Annotated in this window: 13 protein-coding genes; 7 read left to right on the top strand and 6 right to left on the bottom strand. The window is 70.8% G+C overall.

The annotated features are described in order from the left end of the window. Positions 1 to 101: 101 nt before the first annotated feature. Both AB0N07_RS07505 and AB0N07_RS07510 read right to left on the bottom strand, forming a co-directional pair. A complete protein-coding gene (locus tag AB0N07_RS07505) occupies positions 102 to 1,574 on the bottom strand; it encodes an APC family permease (protein ID WP_365833081.1) in 1,473 nt (490 codons plus the stop codon). A 53-nt stretch (positions 1,575 to 1,627) separates the two neighbouring features. Continuing rightward, positions 1,628 to 2,353, bottom strand: a complete 726-nt coding sequence (locus AB0N07_RS07510; RefSeq protein ID WP_365833084.1) for an FCD domain-containing protein — start codon at positions 2,351 to 2,353, stop codon at positions 1,628 to 1,630. Positions 2,354 to 2,532: 179 nt separating this feature from the next. Between AB0N07_RS07510 and AB0N07_RS07515 the strand changes: the two genes are divergently transcribed. Continuing rightward, on the top strand, positions 2,533 to 3,948 hold the full coding sequence (locus AB0N07_RS07515; protein ID WP_365833086.1) for an amino acid permease: 1,416 nt from the start codon (positions 2,533 to 2,535) through the stop codon (positions 3,946 to 3,948). A gap of 75 nt (positions 3,949 to 4,023) precedes the next feature. Here the strand turns inward: AB0N07_RS07515 and AB0N07_RS07520 are convergent, their stop codons facing one another. Further along, positions 4,024 to 5,922, bottom strand: coding sequence for an ABC transporter ATP-binding protein (locus AB0N07_RS07520; protein WP_365833239.1), 1,899 nt, complete (start codon positions 5,920 to 5,922; stop codon positions 4,024 to 4,026). Between the two features lie 165 nt (positions 5,923 to 6,087). On the opposite strand from AB0N07_RS07520, the gene AB0N07_RS07525 reads away from it, so the two are divergent. After that, complete coding sequence (locus AB0N07_RS07525; protein WP_365833089.1) at positions 6,088 to 7,077, top strand: lysylphosphatidylglycerol synthase transmembrane domain-containing protein; 990 nt, start codon at positions 6,088 to 6,090, stop codon at positions 7,075 to 7,077. 15 nt (positions 7,078 to 7,092) lie between these two features. Here AB0N07_RS07525 and AB0N07_RS07530 read toward each other — a convergent pair whose 3' ends face one another. Further along, entirely contained in the window at positions 7,093 to 7,809 is a 717-nt protein-coding gene (locus AB0N07_RS07530; protein WP_365833091.1) for an SDR family oxidoreductase, read from the bottom strand. Between the two features lie 104 nt (positions 7,810 to 7,913). Between AB0N07_RS07530 and AB0N07_RS07535 the strand changes: the two genes are divergently transcribed. Further along, on the top strand, positions 7,914 to 8,678 hold the full coding sequence (locus AB0N07_RS07535; RefSeq protein WP_365833093.1) for a crotonase/enoyl-CoA hydratase family protein: 765 nt from the start codon (positions 7,914 to 7,916) through the stop codon (positions 8,676 to 8,678). Positions 8,679 to 8,823: 145 nt separating this feature from the next. After that, positions 8,824 to 9,930 carry a mechanosensitive ion channel family protein gene (locus tag AB0N07_RS07540; protein WP_365833095.1) on the top strand — a complete coding sequence of 369 codons (1,107 nt, stop codon included), beginning with the start codon at positions 8,824 to 8,826 and terminating at the stop codon, positions 9,928 to 9,930. Between the two features lie 21 nt (positions 9,931 to 9,951). Here the strand turns inward: AB0N07_RS07540 and AB0N07_RS07545 are convergent, their stop codons facing one another. After that, complete coding sequence (locus AB0N07_RS07545; protein WP_365833097.1) at positions 9,952 to 11,511, bottom strand: M1 family metallopeptidase; 1,560 nt, start codon at positions 11,509 to 11,511, stop codon at positions 9,952 to 9,954. Positions 11,512 to 11,730: 219 nt separating this feature from the next. Between AB0N07_RS07545 and AB0N07_RS07550 the strand changes: the two genes are divergently transcribed. Further along, positions 11,731 to 13,950 carry an NADP-dependent isocitrate dehydrogenase gene (locus tag AB0N07_RS07550; protein WP_365833099.1) on the top strand — a complete coding sequence of 740 codons (2,220 nt, stop codon included), beginning with the start codon at positions 11,731 to 11,733 and terminating at the stop codon, positions 13,948 to 13,950. A gap of 374 nt (positions 13,951 to 14,324) precedes the next feature. Here AB0N07_RS07550 and AB0N07_RS07555 read toward each other — a convergent pair whose 3' ends face one another. After that, the gene (locus AB0N07_RS07555; RefSeq protein WP_365833101.1) at positions 14,325 to 14,666 is read right to left on the bottom strand and encodes a DUF5713 family protein; all 342 of its coding nucleotides are present in this window, start codon (positions 14,664 to 14,666) and stop codon (positions 14,325 to 14,327) included. A gap of 109 nt (positions 14,667 to 14,775) precedes the next feature. Here AB0N07_RS07555 and AB0N07_RS07560 point away from each other — a divergent pair, with 109 nt between their 5' ends. After that, positions 14,776 to 15,039, top strand: coding sequence for a hypothetical protein (locus tag AB0N07_RS07560; RefSeq protein WP_365833250.1), 264 nt, complete (start codon positions 14,776 to 14,778; stop codon positions 15,037 to 15,039). Continuing rightward, positions 15,036 to 15,839, top strand: a complete 804-nt coding sequence (locus tag AB0N07_RS07565; protein WP_365833103.1) for an N-formylglutamate amidohydrolase — start codon at positions 15,036 to 15,038, stop codon at positions 15,837 to 15,839. The genes AB0N07_RS07560 and AB0N07_RS07565 overlap by 4 nt, the downstream gene beginning before the upstream one ends. Positions 15,840 to 15,903 lie beyond the last annotated feature (64 nt).

Below are 15,903 nucleotides of genomic sequence, written 5' to 3' on the forward strand. Positions count from 1 at the left end.
ACGCCACGCGTAGACGCCCGGCGCCTGTACAGAGATTGGACAGGAGTCGGCCCGGTCCCGTGCGGACGGTCGGAGTCGTCGGAGCCGGGCCGGGGACACCCTCACTCGGCGTCGGCGACGACCGAGCCGACCCGTTCGGCCAGGCCCGGATCGCGGCGGACCAGCAGGGTCGCATAACCGACGGACAGCAGCAGGGCGGCCAGCGCCGCGACGGGGAACCAGTTGTACGGCGCGGGCTGGCCGGGCTTGGCCAGGTAGTACAGCGGGACCAGGATGGCGAGCGCGCCGAGGGCGGGCAGCACCAGGTGGCGGCCGGTGCGGAACTCCTGCGGCCGGTAGCGGCGGTAGTACAGCGGCAGGGCGATGTTGGACGCGAGGTAGACCAGCAGGATCAGGATGGAGCCCAGGCTGGAGGACTCGGTGAAGAAGACGACGGGGTTCATCGGACCGCCGTCGGCGCCGAGCAGATGGCCCAGGCCCCAGCCGCCGATGATCAGCAGGGAGATGGCGGCGAAGGTGACGATCGCGTTGTTCGGCGTACGGCGGGTGGGGTGCACGTAGCCGAGGTACGACGGCAGGAGTCCCTCGCGTCCGGCGTTGAACACCAGGCGGGCCTGGGAGTTGATGCCGGCGACCAGCACGCCGAGGGTGGAGGTCAGGCCGCCGAGATAGGCGAGGAAGGCGAGCGCGCCGAGGGTGTGGTGGGCGACGTCGATGAACGGGATGCGGGCCTCGCCGAGCCGGGCGACGTCGTAGTCGAAGCCGGTGACCGTGGCGTAGGAGAAGAGGATGTAGCTCACGGTCATGATGCCGATGGAGGAGAACACGGCGCGGCCGACGTTGCGCCGGGGGTTCTCCGTCTCCTCGGCCAGGGCCGCCGAGTTCTCCCAGCCGATGAAGAGGTAGACCGCGAGGGGGAAGCCCGCCGCCAGGCCCCTGAGGCCGTGGTGGATGTGGCCGGGCAGGAACGGCGCGGCGGAGAGGTTGCCGCGGTGTTCGACCAGCGCCGCGACCGAGACCACGACGAGCACGAGCATCTCGACGCCGAAGAAGTAGCCGGCCCACTTGGTGGAGACCACCACCCCGCGCAGCATCAGCACCACCGCCAGGCCGGTCAGCAGCAGGGTCCAGATGATCCAGGGCAGGTCGACGCCGGTGTAGTGGTGCAGGGTGATCTGCACGAAGCCGCCGGAGATCGCGATGACGGAGGCCATCGCGATGATGTAGCCGAGTACGGCCAGCAGGGCCGTGGTCACCGCGCTGACCGGCCCGAAGGTCTTGCCCACGAAGGTGATGAAGCTGCCCGCGGAGGGGTGCGCGCGGGAGAACTGGGCGAGCGTGTTGCCCAGCAGGGCGACCGCAATGCCCGCGGCGAGGATGGTCAGCGGGGACGCCACTCCGGCGGTGGTGGACAGGAAGGCGAAGCCGAAGAAGAAGCTCATGGCCGGGCCGACGTTGGCCATGGTGGCGGCGGCGATGTCGGCCATGCCGAGCACGCCGCCGCGCAGCCGCTGGGGCGTGCCGCCGACGGCGCCCGGCGTCGGCGGCGGGCCGACGGCTTTGGGGTCGGGCATGGCGGCGGCTCCTTCTGATCCGGTGCGGCGGTGCGAGCGGGGCGCTGCGGGTGTCAGCCGGGGTGGGTGTGCTGGTGTGCCTTCACTGCCTGTACGGCCGGGTCCAGCGCGCCGCGGCCGAGTTCGGTGAGCAGGTCGGCGTGGCAGCGGTTGCGCGCCCGTACGACCGCGAGGTCCGGGGTGGGCTGGACCAGGCACATCCTGCCCAGGAGATCGGCGGTCAGTTCCCTGACGCCTGCGCCGCCGAGTGCCTCGGCGAGGTCGAGGTGGAAGCGGGTCTCCAGCATCAGCAGCTGTCCGGGGTCTTCGGTCAGGTCCATCTCGTCGACCAGCGCCTGGAGGCCGTCGAGCCGGTCGGCCGGGACCTCGCCCGCGGCGTGGGCCACGAGGCCGCACTCCAGGAGCAGGTGGAAGGCGCTCAGCGAGGCCGCCTCGCCCTCGTCGTGCAGCGCCGGGACGATCGTGTCCCAGCCCTGGGCGACGAAGGTGCCGCCGGTCCGGCCGCGCCTGCGGTCGAGCAGGCCGTCCTGGCACATGGCCTCCAGCGCGCGCCGCACCGTGATCTCCCCGATGCCCAGTTCCTCGGCCAAAACGCCGGCGTCGGGCAGCCGGTCCCCCGGGGAGACCGAGGTCAGGCGCACCTGCAGGGCGATCCGGGAGCGGACGAGTTCCGCGCCGGTCTGGCCGCGGCCGGGCAGCACTCGGGCGTCGTGCACACCGGCGGCCGACGCCGGTGTCGGCTGGCCGTAGGGCCCGAACTTGCCCGCTGCATTCACCACGACGTCACCTTAACGGCCTGCTGAGCGGGGGTTACGGCGGGCGGCGGAGCAGGGTCCTGTGCGCGCTCGGATGCATGCTCGGAAAATAGGGCATGGTGAACAGTTAAACAAGACTGTTCTTTTGGATCGTACTGAACTAATTTCCCGGTCACCGTCCCCGCTCCCCTCATGGATGTGTGATGACCTCAACGCTCACCCAGAGTCCGCCCGCCGAGCCCGGCCTCAAGGCCGGCCTGAAGAACCGCCATCTGTCGATGATCGCCATCGGCGGCGTCATCGGCGCCGGCCTGTTCGTCGGCTCCGGCTCCGGCATCGCCGCCGCGGGCCCCGGAATCCTCATCTCCTACGCCCTCGTCGGCGTCCTCGTCGTCCTCGTCATGCGGATGCTGGGCGAGATGGCCGCGGCCAACCCCACCTCGGGCTCGTTCTCCGCGTACGCCGACCGGGCGCTGGGCCGCTGGGCCGGGTTCACCATCGGCTGGCTTTACTGGTTCTTCTGGGTCGTGGTGCTCGCCGTCGAGGCGACCGCGGGCGCGAAGATCCTGGCCGGCTGGATACCGGCGGTCCCGCAGTGGGGCTGGGCGCTGATCGTCATGGTCGTGCTGACCGCCTCCAACCTGGCCTCGGTCAGCTCCTACGGCGAGTTCGAGTTCTGGTTCGCGGGCATCAAGGTGGTCGCCATCGCCGCGTTCATCGTGGTGGGCGGTCTCGCCATCTTCGGCCTGCTGCCCGGCTCCGACCACCCGGCGTCCGGCTTCTCCAACCTGACCGGCCACGGCGGCTTCCTGCCGCACGGGCCAGGGGCGATCCTCACCGGCGTGCTGATGGTGGTCTTCTCCTTCATGGGCAGCGAGATCGTCACGCTCGCGGCCGGCGAGTCCGCCGACCCGCAGGGCGCGGTCACCAAGGCGACCAACAGCGTGATCTGGCGTATCGCCGTGTTCTACCTGGGCTCGATCCTGATCGTGGTGTCGCTGCTGCGCTGGGACGACCCGGCCATCCTCAAGGACGGCTCCTACGTCGCCGCGCTGAGCTCCATCGGCATCCCGCACGCGAGCCAGATCATGAACGCCATCGTGCTGACCTCGGTGCTGTCCTGTCTCAACTCCGGTCTGTACACCGCCTCGCGCATGGCGTTCTCGCTGGCCCGGCGCAGTGACGCGCCCGCCTCCTTCGGGCGCACCACGCAGCGCGGTGTGCCGCAGGCGGCCATCCTGGCCTCGGTGGTCTTCGGCTTCGTCGCGGTCGCCTTCAACTACCTGTGGCCGGACACGGTCTTCCAGTTCCTGCTCAACTCCTCCGGTGCGATCGCCCTGTTCGTGTGGCTGGTGATCTGCTTCTCGCAACTGCGGATGCGCAGGATCATCGAACGGGAGACGCCGGAGAAGCTCGTCGTCAGGATGTGGCTCTACCCCTACCTGACCTGGGCCACCATCGCCCTGATCACCTTCGTCCTCGGCTACATGCTCACCGACACGGCCGACGGCGGCGGACGCGACCAGGTGGTCCTGTCCACCCTGGTGGCGCTCGGCGTGGTGGTCTTCGCTCTGGTCCGCGAGCGGGTGGGCAGGAAGCGGGACGCGCTGGTCCCGTAGGACCGACGCACTGATCCGGTGAGACAACGGAACCCCGAGGGGTGGCAACACCGCCCCTCGGGGTCGACGCGTCTCCTACGCCACGGCCTCCCCGGCGGCGATCCCGGTCGCCTCCGCCGCCCGCTCCTCGAACTGCGTCCGGTACAGCTCCGCATACCGCCCGCCGGCCACCAGCAGTTCCTCGTGCGTTCCCCGCTCCACGATCAGCCCGCCCTCGACCACCAGGATCACGTCCGCCGCCCGCACCGTGGACAGCCGGTGGGCGATCACGACGGCGGTGCGGCCCTCCAGCGCCTCGGCCAGCGCCTCCTGTACGGCGGCCTCCGAGGTGTTGTCGAGGTGGGCGGTGGCCTCGTCGAGGATGACCACGCGCTGGCGGGCCAGCAGCAGCCGGGCGATGGTCATGCGCTGGCGTTCGCCGCCGGAGAGACGGTAGCCGCGCTCGCCGACAACTGTGTCGAGACCGTCGGGCAGGGACCGTACGAGATCGTCGAGACGGGAGCGGCGCAGGGCGTCCCACAGTTCGGCTTCGGTGGCGGTGGGGGCGGCCAGCAGAAGGTTGGCGCGGACCGTGTCGTGGAAGAGGTGGCCGTCCTGGGTGACCATGCCGAGGGTGGCGCGCAGGGACGCGGCGGTCAGGTCACGGACATCGCTGCCGCCGACGCGTACGGCGCCCCCGTCGACGTCGTAGAGGCGCGGAAGCAGTGCGGCGATCGTCGACTTGCCCGCACCGGACGAACCGACGAGTGCGACCGTCTGGCCGGGTTCGGCGCGGAAGGAGATGCCGTGCAGGACCTCGGCGCCGCCCCGGGTGTCCAGGCTCGCCACCTCCTCCAGGGAGGCCAGGGAGACCTTGTCGGCGGACGGGTAGGCGAAGCGGACGTCGTCGAACTCGACGGAGACCGGGCCGTCCGGCACGGTGTGCGCGTCGGGCTTCTCCTCGATGAGGGGCTTGAGGTCGAGCACCTCGAAGACCCGCTCGAAGCTGACCAGGGCGCTCATCACCTCGACGCGCGCCCCGGCGAGCGAGGTGAGCGGCGCGTACATACGGGTCAGCAGCAGCGCCAGCGACACCACCGCGCCCGGCTCCAGGCTGCCGCGCAGCGCGAACCAGCCGCCGAGGCCGTAGACCAGGGCGAGGGCCAGGGAGGAGACCAGGGTCAGTGCGGTGATGAACACCGACTGGGCCGTCGCGGTGCGTACGCCGATCTCCGCGACCCGGCGGGCGCGGGCCGCGAACTCCACCGACTCCTCCTCCGGCCGCCCGAAGAGCTTGACGAGCGTGGCCCCCGGAGCGGAGAACCGCTCGGTCATCCGGGTGCCCATCGCCGCGTTGAGGGTGGCCGCCTCCCGCTGCATACGGGCCATGCGGCTGCCCATGCGGCGGGCGGGGATCACGAACGCCGGCAGCAGCACCAGCGCGAGCAGCGTGATCTGCCAGGACAGCGTCAGCATGACGGCGAGGGTGAGCAGCAGGGTGACCAGGTTGCTGACCACTCCGGACAGGGTGTTGCTGAACGCACGCTGCGCACCGATCACGTCGTTGTTGAGACGGGAGACCAGTGCTCCCGTACGTGTGCGTGTGAAGAACGCGACCGGCATCCGCTGCACATGATCGAACACAGCCGTGCGCAGATCGAGGATGAGTCCCTCCCCGAGCGTCGCCGAAAGCCTCCTGCCGAGGATGCCGAGGGCCGCCTCCGCGACCGCGATGAGCGCGATGAGCAGGGCCAGGCGTACGACCGTGCCCTCGTCGCGACCCGACACGATCGCGTTCACGACGCGCCCGGCCAGTACGGGGGTCGCGACGGCGAGCAGCGCGGTCACCACCCCGAGCAGCACGAACTGCGCCATGCGGGCGCGGTGCGGGCGGGCGAAGGCGGCGATGCGACGCAGCGTGTCGCGCGCCAGGGGGCGCCGCTCCTGCTCGGCGTTCATGACACTGTGCAGCTGCATCCAGGCTGTGGTCTCCATGCTCATGAGGGAGACCGTAAGACCTCAAGCGTCGTTGAGGTCAATGTTTTCCCGACGTCTCCGGCGAAGGACCCGATGACCGTACGCAAGCCGCTGCCCCCGCTTCAGCCGCTGTCCCCGCTTCCGCAACCCGCCGTTGGCACGGCCTGGAAACCCTCTCCCGATGTGACTGCGGTACACCTTCCCCAAGGGCCACTCCCCCCAGGACGATTCCCCCGACGCGTCCCGGCCCGCGTGCTCCGGCAGATCCTGTGCCTGCTGCCGCTGCTGCTCGTGTCCGTCGTGGCCGTTCAGCACCGCTCGGTCCTCGTCGAGGGCTTCGGTCATCTGCGGGCCGCCGAGTGGCCCTGGCTGCTGGCTGCGGCCGGCGCTACCTGCCTGACCTGGGTGGCGGCCGCCTTCACCCGGCAGGGCGCGGTCGTCGACCGGCTGCCCAGACGGCGACTGCTCGCCACCCAGTTCGCGGCGGGCTCGGCCAACCACCTGCTGCCGACCGGCCTCGGCGCGGGCGCGGTCAACCTGCGGTTCATGACCGTGTGCGGCATCCCGCTCGCCCGCTCCTCGGCGGCGCTCGCCCTGTACCTGCTGGCGGAGTCGGTCACCCGGCTGGGCCTCTTGATCGCGCTGCTGCTCGTCTTCCCCGATGCGCTGCAGTTCGACAATCTGCTGCCCCACCGCTCCGTGGGTCCGCTGCTGTTCACAGTCGGCGCGGTCGCGGTCCTGGCCGTGGGGTTCCTGCTGCTCGTCCGCCGGGTGCGGACGGCCGCGCTGTCCTTCCTGCGCACGGCGCTGTGCGAACTGCGCTCGGTGCACACCCGCCCGTCCCGGGCGCTCGCGCTGTGGGGCGGTTCGCTCGCCTTCCCCGCGCTGCAGGCGGCCGGGCTGGTCCTGGTCGGGCTGTCGCTCGGGCTGCCGGTGCCGCCCGTGCACATGGCGGTCGCCTATCTGGCGGCGACGGTCGCGGTCGCGTTGGTGCCGACGCCGGGCGGGCTCGGCTCGGTGGAGGCGGCGCTGGTCGTGGCCCTGGTGGCCGCGGGCGGCCCGGCGGCCGTGGCGACCGCGGTCGTGCTCGCCTACCGGATCATCACGGTGTGGCTGCCGCTGCTGCCGGGCGCACTGACCCTGGGCGCGCTGGTCCGCCTGAAGGTGATCTGAGCCGGCTCCCGAGCCTCACCAGGGAATCGGTTTCCCGTCCCGGAAGAACCCCCCGGTCGGCCCGTTGTCGGGCAGCGTGGCCGCCCACACGATCCCGGCGGCACCTTCGGCGACGGGACGCCCGCCATGGCCGCCCATGTCGGTGGCTACCCAACCGGGACAGATGGCGTTGACGAGGATGCGCTGCCGACGCAACTCACCGGCCAGTAGGCACGTCAGAGCATTGAGCGCGGCCTTGGAGACGCTGTAGGCAGGGGTGCCGCCGCTCATCGACTGCAGCGAGCCGCCCTCGCTGCTGACCATCACCACCCGCGGATGCGGACTGCGCTCCAGCAGCGGCAGCAGCGCCTGAGTGACCCGCCAGGCTCCGAACAGATTCGTGTCCAGGGCCCGTTGCACCTCACCGAGATCGGCCGACCGGGCCTGCGCCCAGGTGTCGTACAGGATCGCCGCGTTGTTGACGACCACGTCCACGCGCCCCGGGTTCCCGCTCACCCAGTCGGTCATGGCGGCCACGCTCGCCGCGTCGGAGACGTCGAGCTGCACTGCGCTCACCCGCTCGCCGCCCGGGTCGATGCGCGCGGCGGCAGTGCGCCCCTTCGCGAGGTCACGGGAGCCGAGCACCACGTGGTGGCCGCGGGCGGCGAGCTGCCGTACGACCTCGTATCCGATGCCACGGTTGGCGCCGGTCACGACGGCGACCGGCGGCGCGCCCGCATGTGCAGCTGCCATCAGCAACACTCCCTCTGTACGGTGATCCAGCCTCGCACAGCCGTTCCACGATCGCCCCGCCGGTCGCCGCCCGCACCGGCACTGTCGGAGAAAGGGGCCCCAGCATGCCGGTCCGTACCGAACGCCAGGGACACGTCACCACCGTCGTCCTCTCCCGCCCCGAGGTCCGCAACGCGGTGGACGGTCCTACGGCCGCCGAACTCGTCGCCGCCTTCCGGGAGTTCGAGGGGGACGAAGAGGCGCGGGTGGCGGTGCTGTGGGGCGAGGGCGGCACGTTCTGCGCGGGCGCCGACCTCAAGGCGCTCGGCACCGACCGCGGCAACCGGGTCGCGGAGGACGGCGACGGCCCGATGGGGCCGACGCGGCTTCGGCTGTCCAAGCCGGTGATCGCCGCGATCGCGGGGCATGCCGTGGCGGGCGGGCTCGAGCTGGCGCTCTGGTGCGATCTGCGGGTCGCCGAGGAGGACGCCGTATTCGGCGTGTTCTGCCGCCGCTGGGGCGTCCCGCTCATCGACGGCGGCACGGTACGGCTGCCCCGGCTGATCGGGCAGAGTCGCGCCCTGGACATGATCCTCACCGGGCGGGCGGTACCGGCACGCGAGGCCTACGAGATGGGCCTCGCCAACCGCCTCGTCCCCACCGGCACGGCCCGCACCGCGGCGGAGACACTGGCCGCCGAGATCGCCCGCTTCCCGCAGGCCTGTCTGCGCGGCGACCGGGCTTCGGTGCTGGAGCAGGACGGGTTGGACGAGTCTGCGGCGATGGGGGGCGAACTCCGGTACGGGATGGGGGCGTTGGCAGAGGGTTTGGAAGGGGCGGCACGGTTCGCGGCCGGAGCCGGACGGGGCGGGTCGTTCACCGACGTGTGAACCGCGTACGGCTGCGAGCGCGGCCAGGCGGAACCGGCGTAGGACGTCGTCCGAAACCGCACCGTCCCGTCGGCCACCAGGTACGAACTCCTGTGCGGAATAGGGCAGGATGAGCGGCCGCACATCCCGACCTTGGAGGTAGCCCGTGAACCGAGCCCTCACCGTGGACGACCTGGTCATAGCATCAGTCGCGCTGGCGGCGGGCCTGTTGGCCGCGTTCCTGCTGCGCATGCTGCTGCGCTGGCTGGGCAAGCACGCCGACCGCACCCGCTGGAGCGGCGACGACGTCATCGTCGACGCCCTGCGCACGGTGGTGCCGTGGGCGGCGGTCGTGGGCGGTGCGGCCTCTGCGGGAGCGGCGCTGCCGCTGACCAGGACGGTCCAGAACCACGTCAACCAGGTGCTGACGGTGGTGCTCATCTTCGTCGTCACGGTGTCGGCGGCCCGGGTGATCGCCGGTCTGGTGCGGGCGGTCACCACCTCCCGCTCCGGGGTCGCCGGATCCGCCACGATCTTCGTGAACATCACCCGGGTGCTGGTCCTGGCGATCGGCTTCCTGGTGGTCCTGCAGACGCTGGGCATCTCGATCGCCCCGATGCTCACCGCCCTGGGCGTGGGCGGTCTGGCCGTCGCGCTGGCACTGCAGGACACCCTCGCCAACCTCTTCGCGGGCATCCACATCCTGGCCTCGAAGACCGTGCAGCCCGGTGACTACATCCGGCTGAGCAGCGGCGAGGAAGGCTACGTCGAGGACATCAACTGGCGTCAGACGACCGTGCGCGCGCTCTCCAACAACCTGGTCGTCATCCCCAACGGGCAGCTCGCGAAGACGAACATGACCAACTTCATGCGGCCCGAGCAGCGGCTGACCGTCCTGGTCCAGGTCGGAGTCGCCTACGACAGCGACCTGGAGCAGGTGGAGCGCGTGACCCTGGAGGTCATCGCCGAGGTGATGACCCAGGTCGCCGGTGCGGTCCCGGAGCACGAGCCGGCGATCCGCTTCCACACCTTCGGCGACTCCAGGATCGGTTTCACGGTCATCCTGGGCGTGGGCGAGTTCAGCGACCAGTTCCGGATCAAGCACGAGTTCATCAAGGCGCTGCACAAGCGCTACCGCCAAGAGGGCATCCGCATCCCGGCGCCGGCGCGGACGGTGGCGCTGCAGCAGGGGTCCGTGACCATCCCGCAGCAGCGCGGCCCACAGGGGACGGTCGTCGAGGCGGGCGAGGTGTCCGCCGCCCGCCTCGACTGAGCCCCTCAAGGGTCAACGAGGTCAGAGCGTCGCGGAGTTCTCGTGCCAGTGCCCGCCCCGGCGGCTGTGCGGGGAGGCGAGCGCCGAGCTCACCGGCTTGACCGTCCAGTCCGGGTGGCCGGGCATCCGCGGCGTCTTCGTACCGTAGAGCCAGTCCTTGAGGAATCCGGACAGATCCTGCCCGGAGACCTCCGAAGCGACGGCGATGTAGTCGTCCGTCGTCACCGAGGAACCCCGGTACCGGTCCAGGAAGCACCGCTCGATGGCGTGGAAGACGTCCTCGCCGACGACCTGGCGCAGCGCGTACAGGACCAGCACGCCGCCCGTGTAGCGCTGGCTGTCGAAGAGGTTCACCGCGTTCGGGGCCGCGACCGGCCCCGAGTCGTGGCGCCACTGGTCGCCGACGCCGTAGGTGTACTTCATACGGTCCTCGAACGTGCTGTAGCCGAGCGAGTCGGTCCAGCCGCGCTCGTAGCGGTACAGCAGTCCGTAGTAGTCGGCGTGACCCTCGTTCAGCCACAGATCGGCCCAGTTGGCGGGGCTGACGAGGTTGCCGAACCAGGAGTGGACCAGCTCGTGCATCATGTGCGAGCCGATCTTCTTCTCCTCCTGGAGCAGGAAGTTCGGCTTGTACAGGGTGAGGGTCTGGGTCTCCAGGCCGGTGAAGTCGAAGGCGTTCGGGTTGTCGGAGTTGCAGGGGAGCAGCCCGTACGTCTCGAACGGGAACGCCCCGAGCCGCTGCTCCAGCCAGTCGACCAGCCCGGGCGTGAGCGCCAGCGCCGGTTCCAGGGCGGCGGCCCGGGCGGTCGGCACGACGTCGCGCAGCGGCAGCCCGTGCGGGCCCTGCCGGTCCTTGACGACGTAGTCGCCGACGGTGATCTGCACCAGTTCGGTGGCCATCGGCTCGCGGGAGCGGTACGAGTACGCGGTGCGGCCGTCGGCGAGGGTCTCGGTGCCGGTGAGCAGTCCGTTCGCGACGCCCCGCAGGCCTGCCGGGACGGTGACGCGGAAGGTGAATTCCGCCTTGTCCGACGGGTGGTCGTTGCACGGGAAGACGGTGTGCGCCGAGTTCGGCTGCGGGCAGATCGCGAAGCCGTCCGGCGTGACGACCCAGGCGGTGTGCGCGAGGGTGCGGCTCGGGTCCGCGCCGTACTCGATGCACACCGTCGTCCGGGCCGCGGCGGGCAGCGGGCGGTCGGGCGTGATCCGCAGCTTCTCGTCAGCCTGCTCGAAGGCGGCGGTGCGGCCGCCGACGCGGACGGAGCGTATGTCCAGGCCGAGGGCGTCCAGGGAGAAGCGGCTGAGTGCCTGGGTGGTGCTGATCCTCAGGACGGCGGTGGCGTCGACGAGCTTGGTCGTCGAGTCGTAGGAGAAGTCGAGGTGGTAGGCCAAGGCGCGGTAGCCGTCGTTGCCGAGGGTCGGGAAGACGGAGTCGCCGAGAGTCTCGGGGCCCGGCGTGCCGTCGTCCTTCGGCGTGCGCCTGCCGTTCGGTGCGGCGGACGCCGTACCCCCCACGGTCAGTGCCGCGGCCGTGCCGATCAGGGCGGCCGCGGGGGCCGTCACTCTGCTGCGATATCTCATGGTCAGCTTTCGCTCTGGCGGCCGGGAGGTCAGCTCCGGCCGTCGACGATCAGATGCACGATCTCCTTCCAGGACCCTGGATCGGCCGCTTTGGTTGCACGGCGGTAGCGCAGATCGGTTCCGGAGTGTGGGACGTGTGGCCGGACCCCTGTCGAGCCGACCTCGATCAGGAGATATCTTGATGTCGAGCAATGTTGCAGACGTGGAGCGGAGCACCCGGTGACTGACTCGACCATCTTCTATACGCACACTGACGAGGCCCCGGCCCTGGCGACGTATTCCTTCCTGCCGGTGGTCCAGGCGTACGCCTCGCAGGCGGGTGTCGCTGTGGAGACCCGTGACATCTCGCTGGCCGGGCGCATCATCGCCCTGTTCCCGGAGTACCTGACCGAGGACCAGCGGATCCCGGACGCCCTCCACGAGCTGGGCGAGCTGGCCAAGACGCCCGAGGCCAACATCATCAAGCTGCCGAACATCTCGGCCTCGATCCCGCAGCTGAAGGCCGCGATCGCCGAGCTGCAGGGCCAGGGCTACGCGCTGCCGAACTACCCGGACGACCCCAAGACCGACGAGGAGCGGGACGTCCAGGCCCGCTACGACAAGGTCAAGGGCTCCGCCGTGAACCCGGTGCTGCGTGAGGGCAACTCCGACCGCCGCGCCCCCGCCTCGGTCAAGAACTACGCCAAGACCCACCCGCACCGCATGGGCGCCTGGACCGCCGAGTCCAAGACCAACGTCGCGACCATGGGCGAGAACGACTTCCGCTCCACCGAGAAGTCCACGGTGATCTCCGAGGCCGGTGCGCTGCGCATCGAGCTGCTCGGCGAGGACGGCACCACCACGGTGCTGCGCGAGTCCGTACCGGTGCTCGCGGGCGAGGTCGTCGACGCCTCCGTGATGCGCGCCGCCGCGCTCAACGAGTTCCTCGCCGCGCAGGTCGCCCGCGCCAAGGCCGAGGGCGTGCTGTTCTCCGTGCACCTCAAGGCCACGATGATGAAGGTCTCCGACCCGATCGTCTTCGGTCACGTGGTGCGCGCCTTCTTCCCGAAGACCTTCGCGAAGTACGGCGAGACCCTCGCCGCGGCCGGCCTGTCCCCGAACGACGGTCTGGGCGGCATCTACAAGGGCCTGGAGGCCCTGCCGGAGGGCGCCGAGATCAAGGCCTCCTTCGACGCCGAGCTCGCCGACGGCCCGGCGCTTGCGATGGTCGACTCCGACAAGGGCATCACCAACCTGCACGTGCCGTCCGACGTGATCGTCGACGCCTCGATGCCGGCGATGATCCGCACCTCCGGCCACATGTGGGGCCCGGACGGCCAGGAGGCCGACACCCTCGCGGTGCTGCCGGACTCCTCCTACTCCGGCGTCTACCAGGCCGTCATCGACGACTGCCGCGCCAACGGCGCCTACGACCCCGCCACCATGGGCTCGGTGCCGAACGTCGGCCTGATGGCGCAGAAGGCCGAGGAGTACGGCTCCCACGACAAGACCTTCGAGATCAAGACGGCCGGCACGGTCCGTCTGGTCGACCAGGCCGGCAACGTCGTCCTGGAGCAGCCGGTCGCGGTCGGCGACATCTTCCGCGCCTGCCAGACCAAGGACGCACCGATCCGCGACTGGGTGAAGCTGGCCGTCACCCGGGCCCGCGCCACCGGCGACCCGGCGGTGTTCTGGCTGGACGAGACCCGCGGCCACGACGCCGTGATCATCGAGAAGGTCAAGCAGTACCTGCCGGAGCACGACACCGAGGGCCTGGACATCCGGATCCTCGCCCCGGTCGAGGCGACCAAGCTGTCGATCGAGCGCATCCGCCGCGGTGAGAACACCATCTCGGTGACCGGCAACGTGCTGCGTGACTACCTCACCGACCTCTTCCCCATCCTGGAGCTGGGCACCAGCGCCAAGATGCTCTCGGTCGTCCCGCTGATGGCGGGCGGCGGCCTGTTCGAGACGGGCGCCGGCGGCTCCGCGCCGAAGCACGTCCAGCAGCTGGTCAAGGAGAACTACCTGCGCTGGGACTCGCTGGGCGAGTTCTTCGCGCTGGTGCCGTCCCTTGAGCAGTACGCCACGGCCACCGGCAACACCCGCGCCAAGGTCCTGGCCGACACCCTCGACCGCGCCACGGCGACCTTCCTCAACGAGGACAAGTCCCCGACCCGTCGCGTCGGCGGCATCGACAACCGCGGCAGCCACTTCTACCTGTCCCTGTACTGGGCGCAGGAGCTGGCCGCGCAGACCGAGGACGCGGACCTGGCGAAGGTCTTCGCCCCGCTCGCCGACACGCTCACCGCCAATGAGCAGAAGATCGTCGACGAGCTGCTCGCCGTCCAGGGCCGGCCTGCCGACATCGGCGGCTACTACCAGCCCGACCCGGCCAAGGCCGCTGCGGTCATGCGCCCCTCGGCCACCTGGAACGAGGCGCTGGCGTCGCTGAGCTGACGCACCGGGCCTCGACGGCCCGTTCCTGACTCCGCCCCGGTCGGCACACTGCCCGGCCGGGGCGGAGCCGTGTCCCGAACGGCGTACCACGTCCGACTTCGAGCGGTTCTTCGCCGGCCGGCCGGCACCTGCCGTGAAGGAGGCGGGCATCACCGGCGAGCCGGAGTCCACGTTCGCACCGCTGCACCGGCGATTCGTGGCGTCGGGTGTCAGCGGGGGCGGCTGACGGCAGGCCGATCTCCGCCGCCATGGCCGGGGTGAACGGGACGTCCTCATCGACGGCGCCGACCCGCAGTACCCCGGCCTTGCGGTCCGCTATGGCATCGAGCTTCCCGACCAACCGGTCCCCGTACCGGACCGGCAGCGCCGACGGCTCACCACTCCCGGGGGGCGATCAGCTGCTCCGCGTCCGCGTCCTGGAAACCGTAGGCCTGGGCGATGAACCAGAAGTCGCCGCCGATCTCCTCCCGCGCCACGGTCTCGATCTCGCTGCCCGCCGCGTCGAACGCGGCCTCCAGGACGTTGAACTCCTCCGTGGCCGCCTGCGTCAGGTGATAGAGCGCGGCGAGGTCTGCGGGCCGCTCGGCCTCGATGCGCTCGCACAGACTCAGCAGGATCGCCTTGCCGCGGTCCAGCACCTGATCGGGAAAGTAGTCGTCCTCGTACAGCACTTCCAGAAAGGCGTGCTCGATGACCTGCTGATTGGTGATGCGCATGCTGCTCCCCCCACCGGTGCTCGTCGAACGAAGGCGGTCCACACCGTAAGCCCCCGGGGCGCACGGATATCACGCGGCGTCTCCTGGCGGGTGCTGGCAGGCTGTGGCCATGGAGTTCTGCTGTGGGGAGTTGGTGGAGTTCGCCGACGACCGTGAGACACCTTCCGGGAGTGTGCTGCCGGGACGCACCACGTGGGAGTTTCGCGGTGGCGCGAGCGGCGGGCCGCTGTTGTCCGACGACGGTGCCACCCGGCTCGGTACCGCTGGGCTGCTGCGCGCTCCCGACCCGGACAAGGCCCGTGCCGTCCTCACCGCGGAGCGCTACGCGGACGTCGAGGTCCACGCCCGGGAAATCGGCGGGCGGCGCAGATGAACTCCTCCGTACCGTCACCGTCCTACGCGTTGCTGCCCGGTGCGGCAGGCTCCCCCGTCATCCTGCATGTGCCGCACTCGGCGCGGGACATTCCGGCCGAGGTGCGGGCGGGCATCGTGCTGGACGGGCCTGCGCTGGAGCGGGAGTTGGACCACATCACCGACGCGCACACCTCGGAGCTCGCCGCGGCGGCGGCAGGGCTGGCAGAAGTCGCTCCCTGGCGGTTCGTGAACCGGCTCTCGCGGCTGGTGGTCGATCCGGAGCGTTTTCCCGACGAGCGGGAGGAGATGCTCGCCGTCGGGATGGGCGCCGTGTACACGCGGACCACGCACCGGCAGGCGCTGCGGGGCGAGGACACCGACCCCGCGCCGCTGATCGAGCGGTACTTCCGGCCGTATGCGCAGGCCATGACGGAGGCGGTGGCCGACCGGCTGGCCGCGACCGGGCGGGCCGTGATCGTCGACGTCCACTCCTACCCGAGCGCGCCGCTGCCCTACGAGCTGCACGGCGAGGGCCCGCGGCCGCCCGTCTGCCTGGGCACCGACCCCTTCCACACACCGCCCGAGCTGCTGGCAGCGGCGCGGGAGGCGTTCGCGGGGTGCGGGGAGACAGGGCTGGACAGCCCGTTCAGCGGGACGTATGTGCCACTGGAGTTCTACGGGAAGGACCCGCGGGTGAGCGCCCTGATGGTGGAGATCCGGCGGGACACGTACATGACCGAGCCGGGTGGGCCCGCCGGACCCGGGCTGATCCGGCCGGCACAGGCGCTGGCCGCGCTCGTCGACGCCATGACCCGCTGAGGCACGCCTCCCGCCCTCCGGCTGGAGCACTCCCGCGCGACAGGCGCCCGGACCGCAGGGAGGG

Source organism: Streptomyces sp. NPDC051172, from assembly GCF_040682555.1.
GTDB lineage: Bacteria > Actinomycetota > Actinomycetes > Streptomycetales > Streptomycetaceae > Streptomyces.

Excerpts from the sequence above, each read along its gene's own strand:
- AB0N07_RS07505 (WP_365833081.1), bottom strand. The coding sequence starts at position 1,574 with ATGCCCGACCCCAAAGCCGTCGGCCCGCCGCCGACGCCGGGCGCCGTC.
- AB0N07_RS07515 (WP_365833086.1), top strand. The coding sequence starts at position 2,533 with ATGACCTCAACGCTCACCCAGAGTCCGCCCGCCGAGCCCGGCCTCAAG.
- AB0N07_RS07520 (WP_365833239.1), bottom strand. The coding sequence starts at position 5,922 with ATGGAGACCACAGCCTGGATGCAGCTGCACAGTGTCATGAACGCCGAG.
- AB0N07_RS07530 (WP_365833091.1), bottom strand. The coding sequence starts at position 7,809 with ATGGCAGCTGCACATGCGGGCGCGCCGCCGGTCGCCGTCGTGACCGGC.
- AB0N07_RS07535 (WP_365833093.1), top strand. The coding sequence starts at position 7,914 with ATGCCGGTCCGTACCGAACGCCAGGGACACGTCACCACCGTCGTCCTC.
- AB0N07_RS07545 (WP_365833097.1), bottom strand. The coding sequence starts at position 11,511 with ATGAGATATCGCAGCAGAGTGACGGCCCCCGCGGCCGCCCTGATCGGC.
- AB0N07_RS07555 (WP_365833101.1), bottom strand. The coding sequence starts at position 14,666 with ATGCGCATCACCAATCAGCAGGTCATCGAGCACGCCTTTCTGGAAGTG.
- AB0N07_RS07560 (WP_365833250.1), top strand. The coding sequence starts at position 14,776 with ATGGAGTTCTGCTGTGGGGAGTTGGTGGAGTTCGCCGACGACCGTGAG.
- AB0N07_RS07565 (WP_365833103.1), top strand. The coding sequence starts at position 15,036 with ATGAACTCCTCCGTACCGTCACCGTCCTACGCGTTGCTGCCCGGTGCG.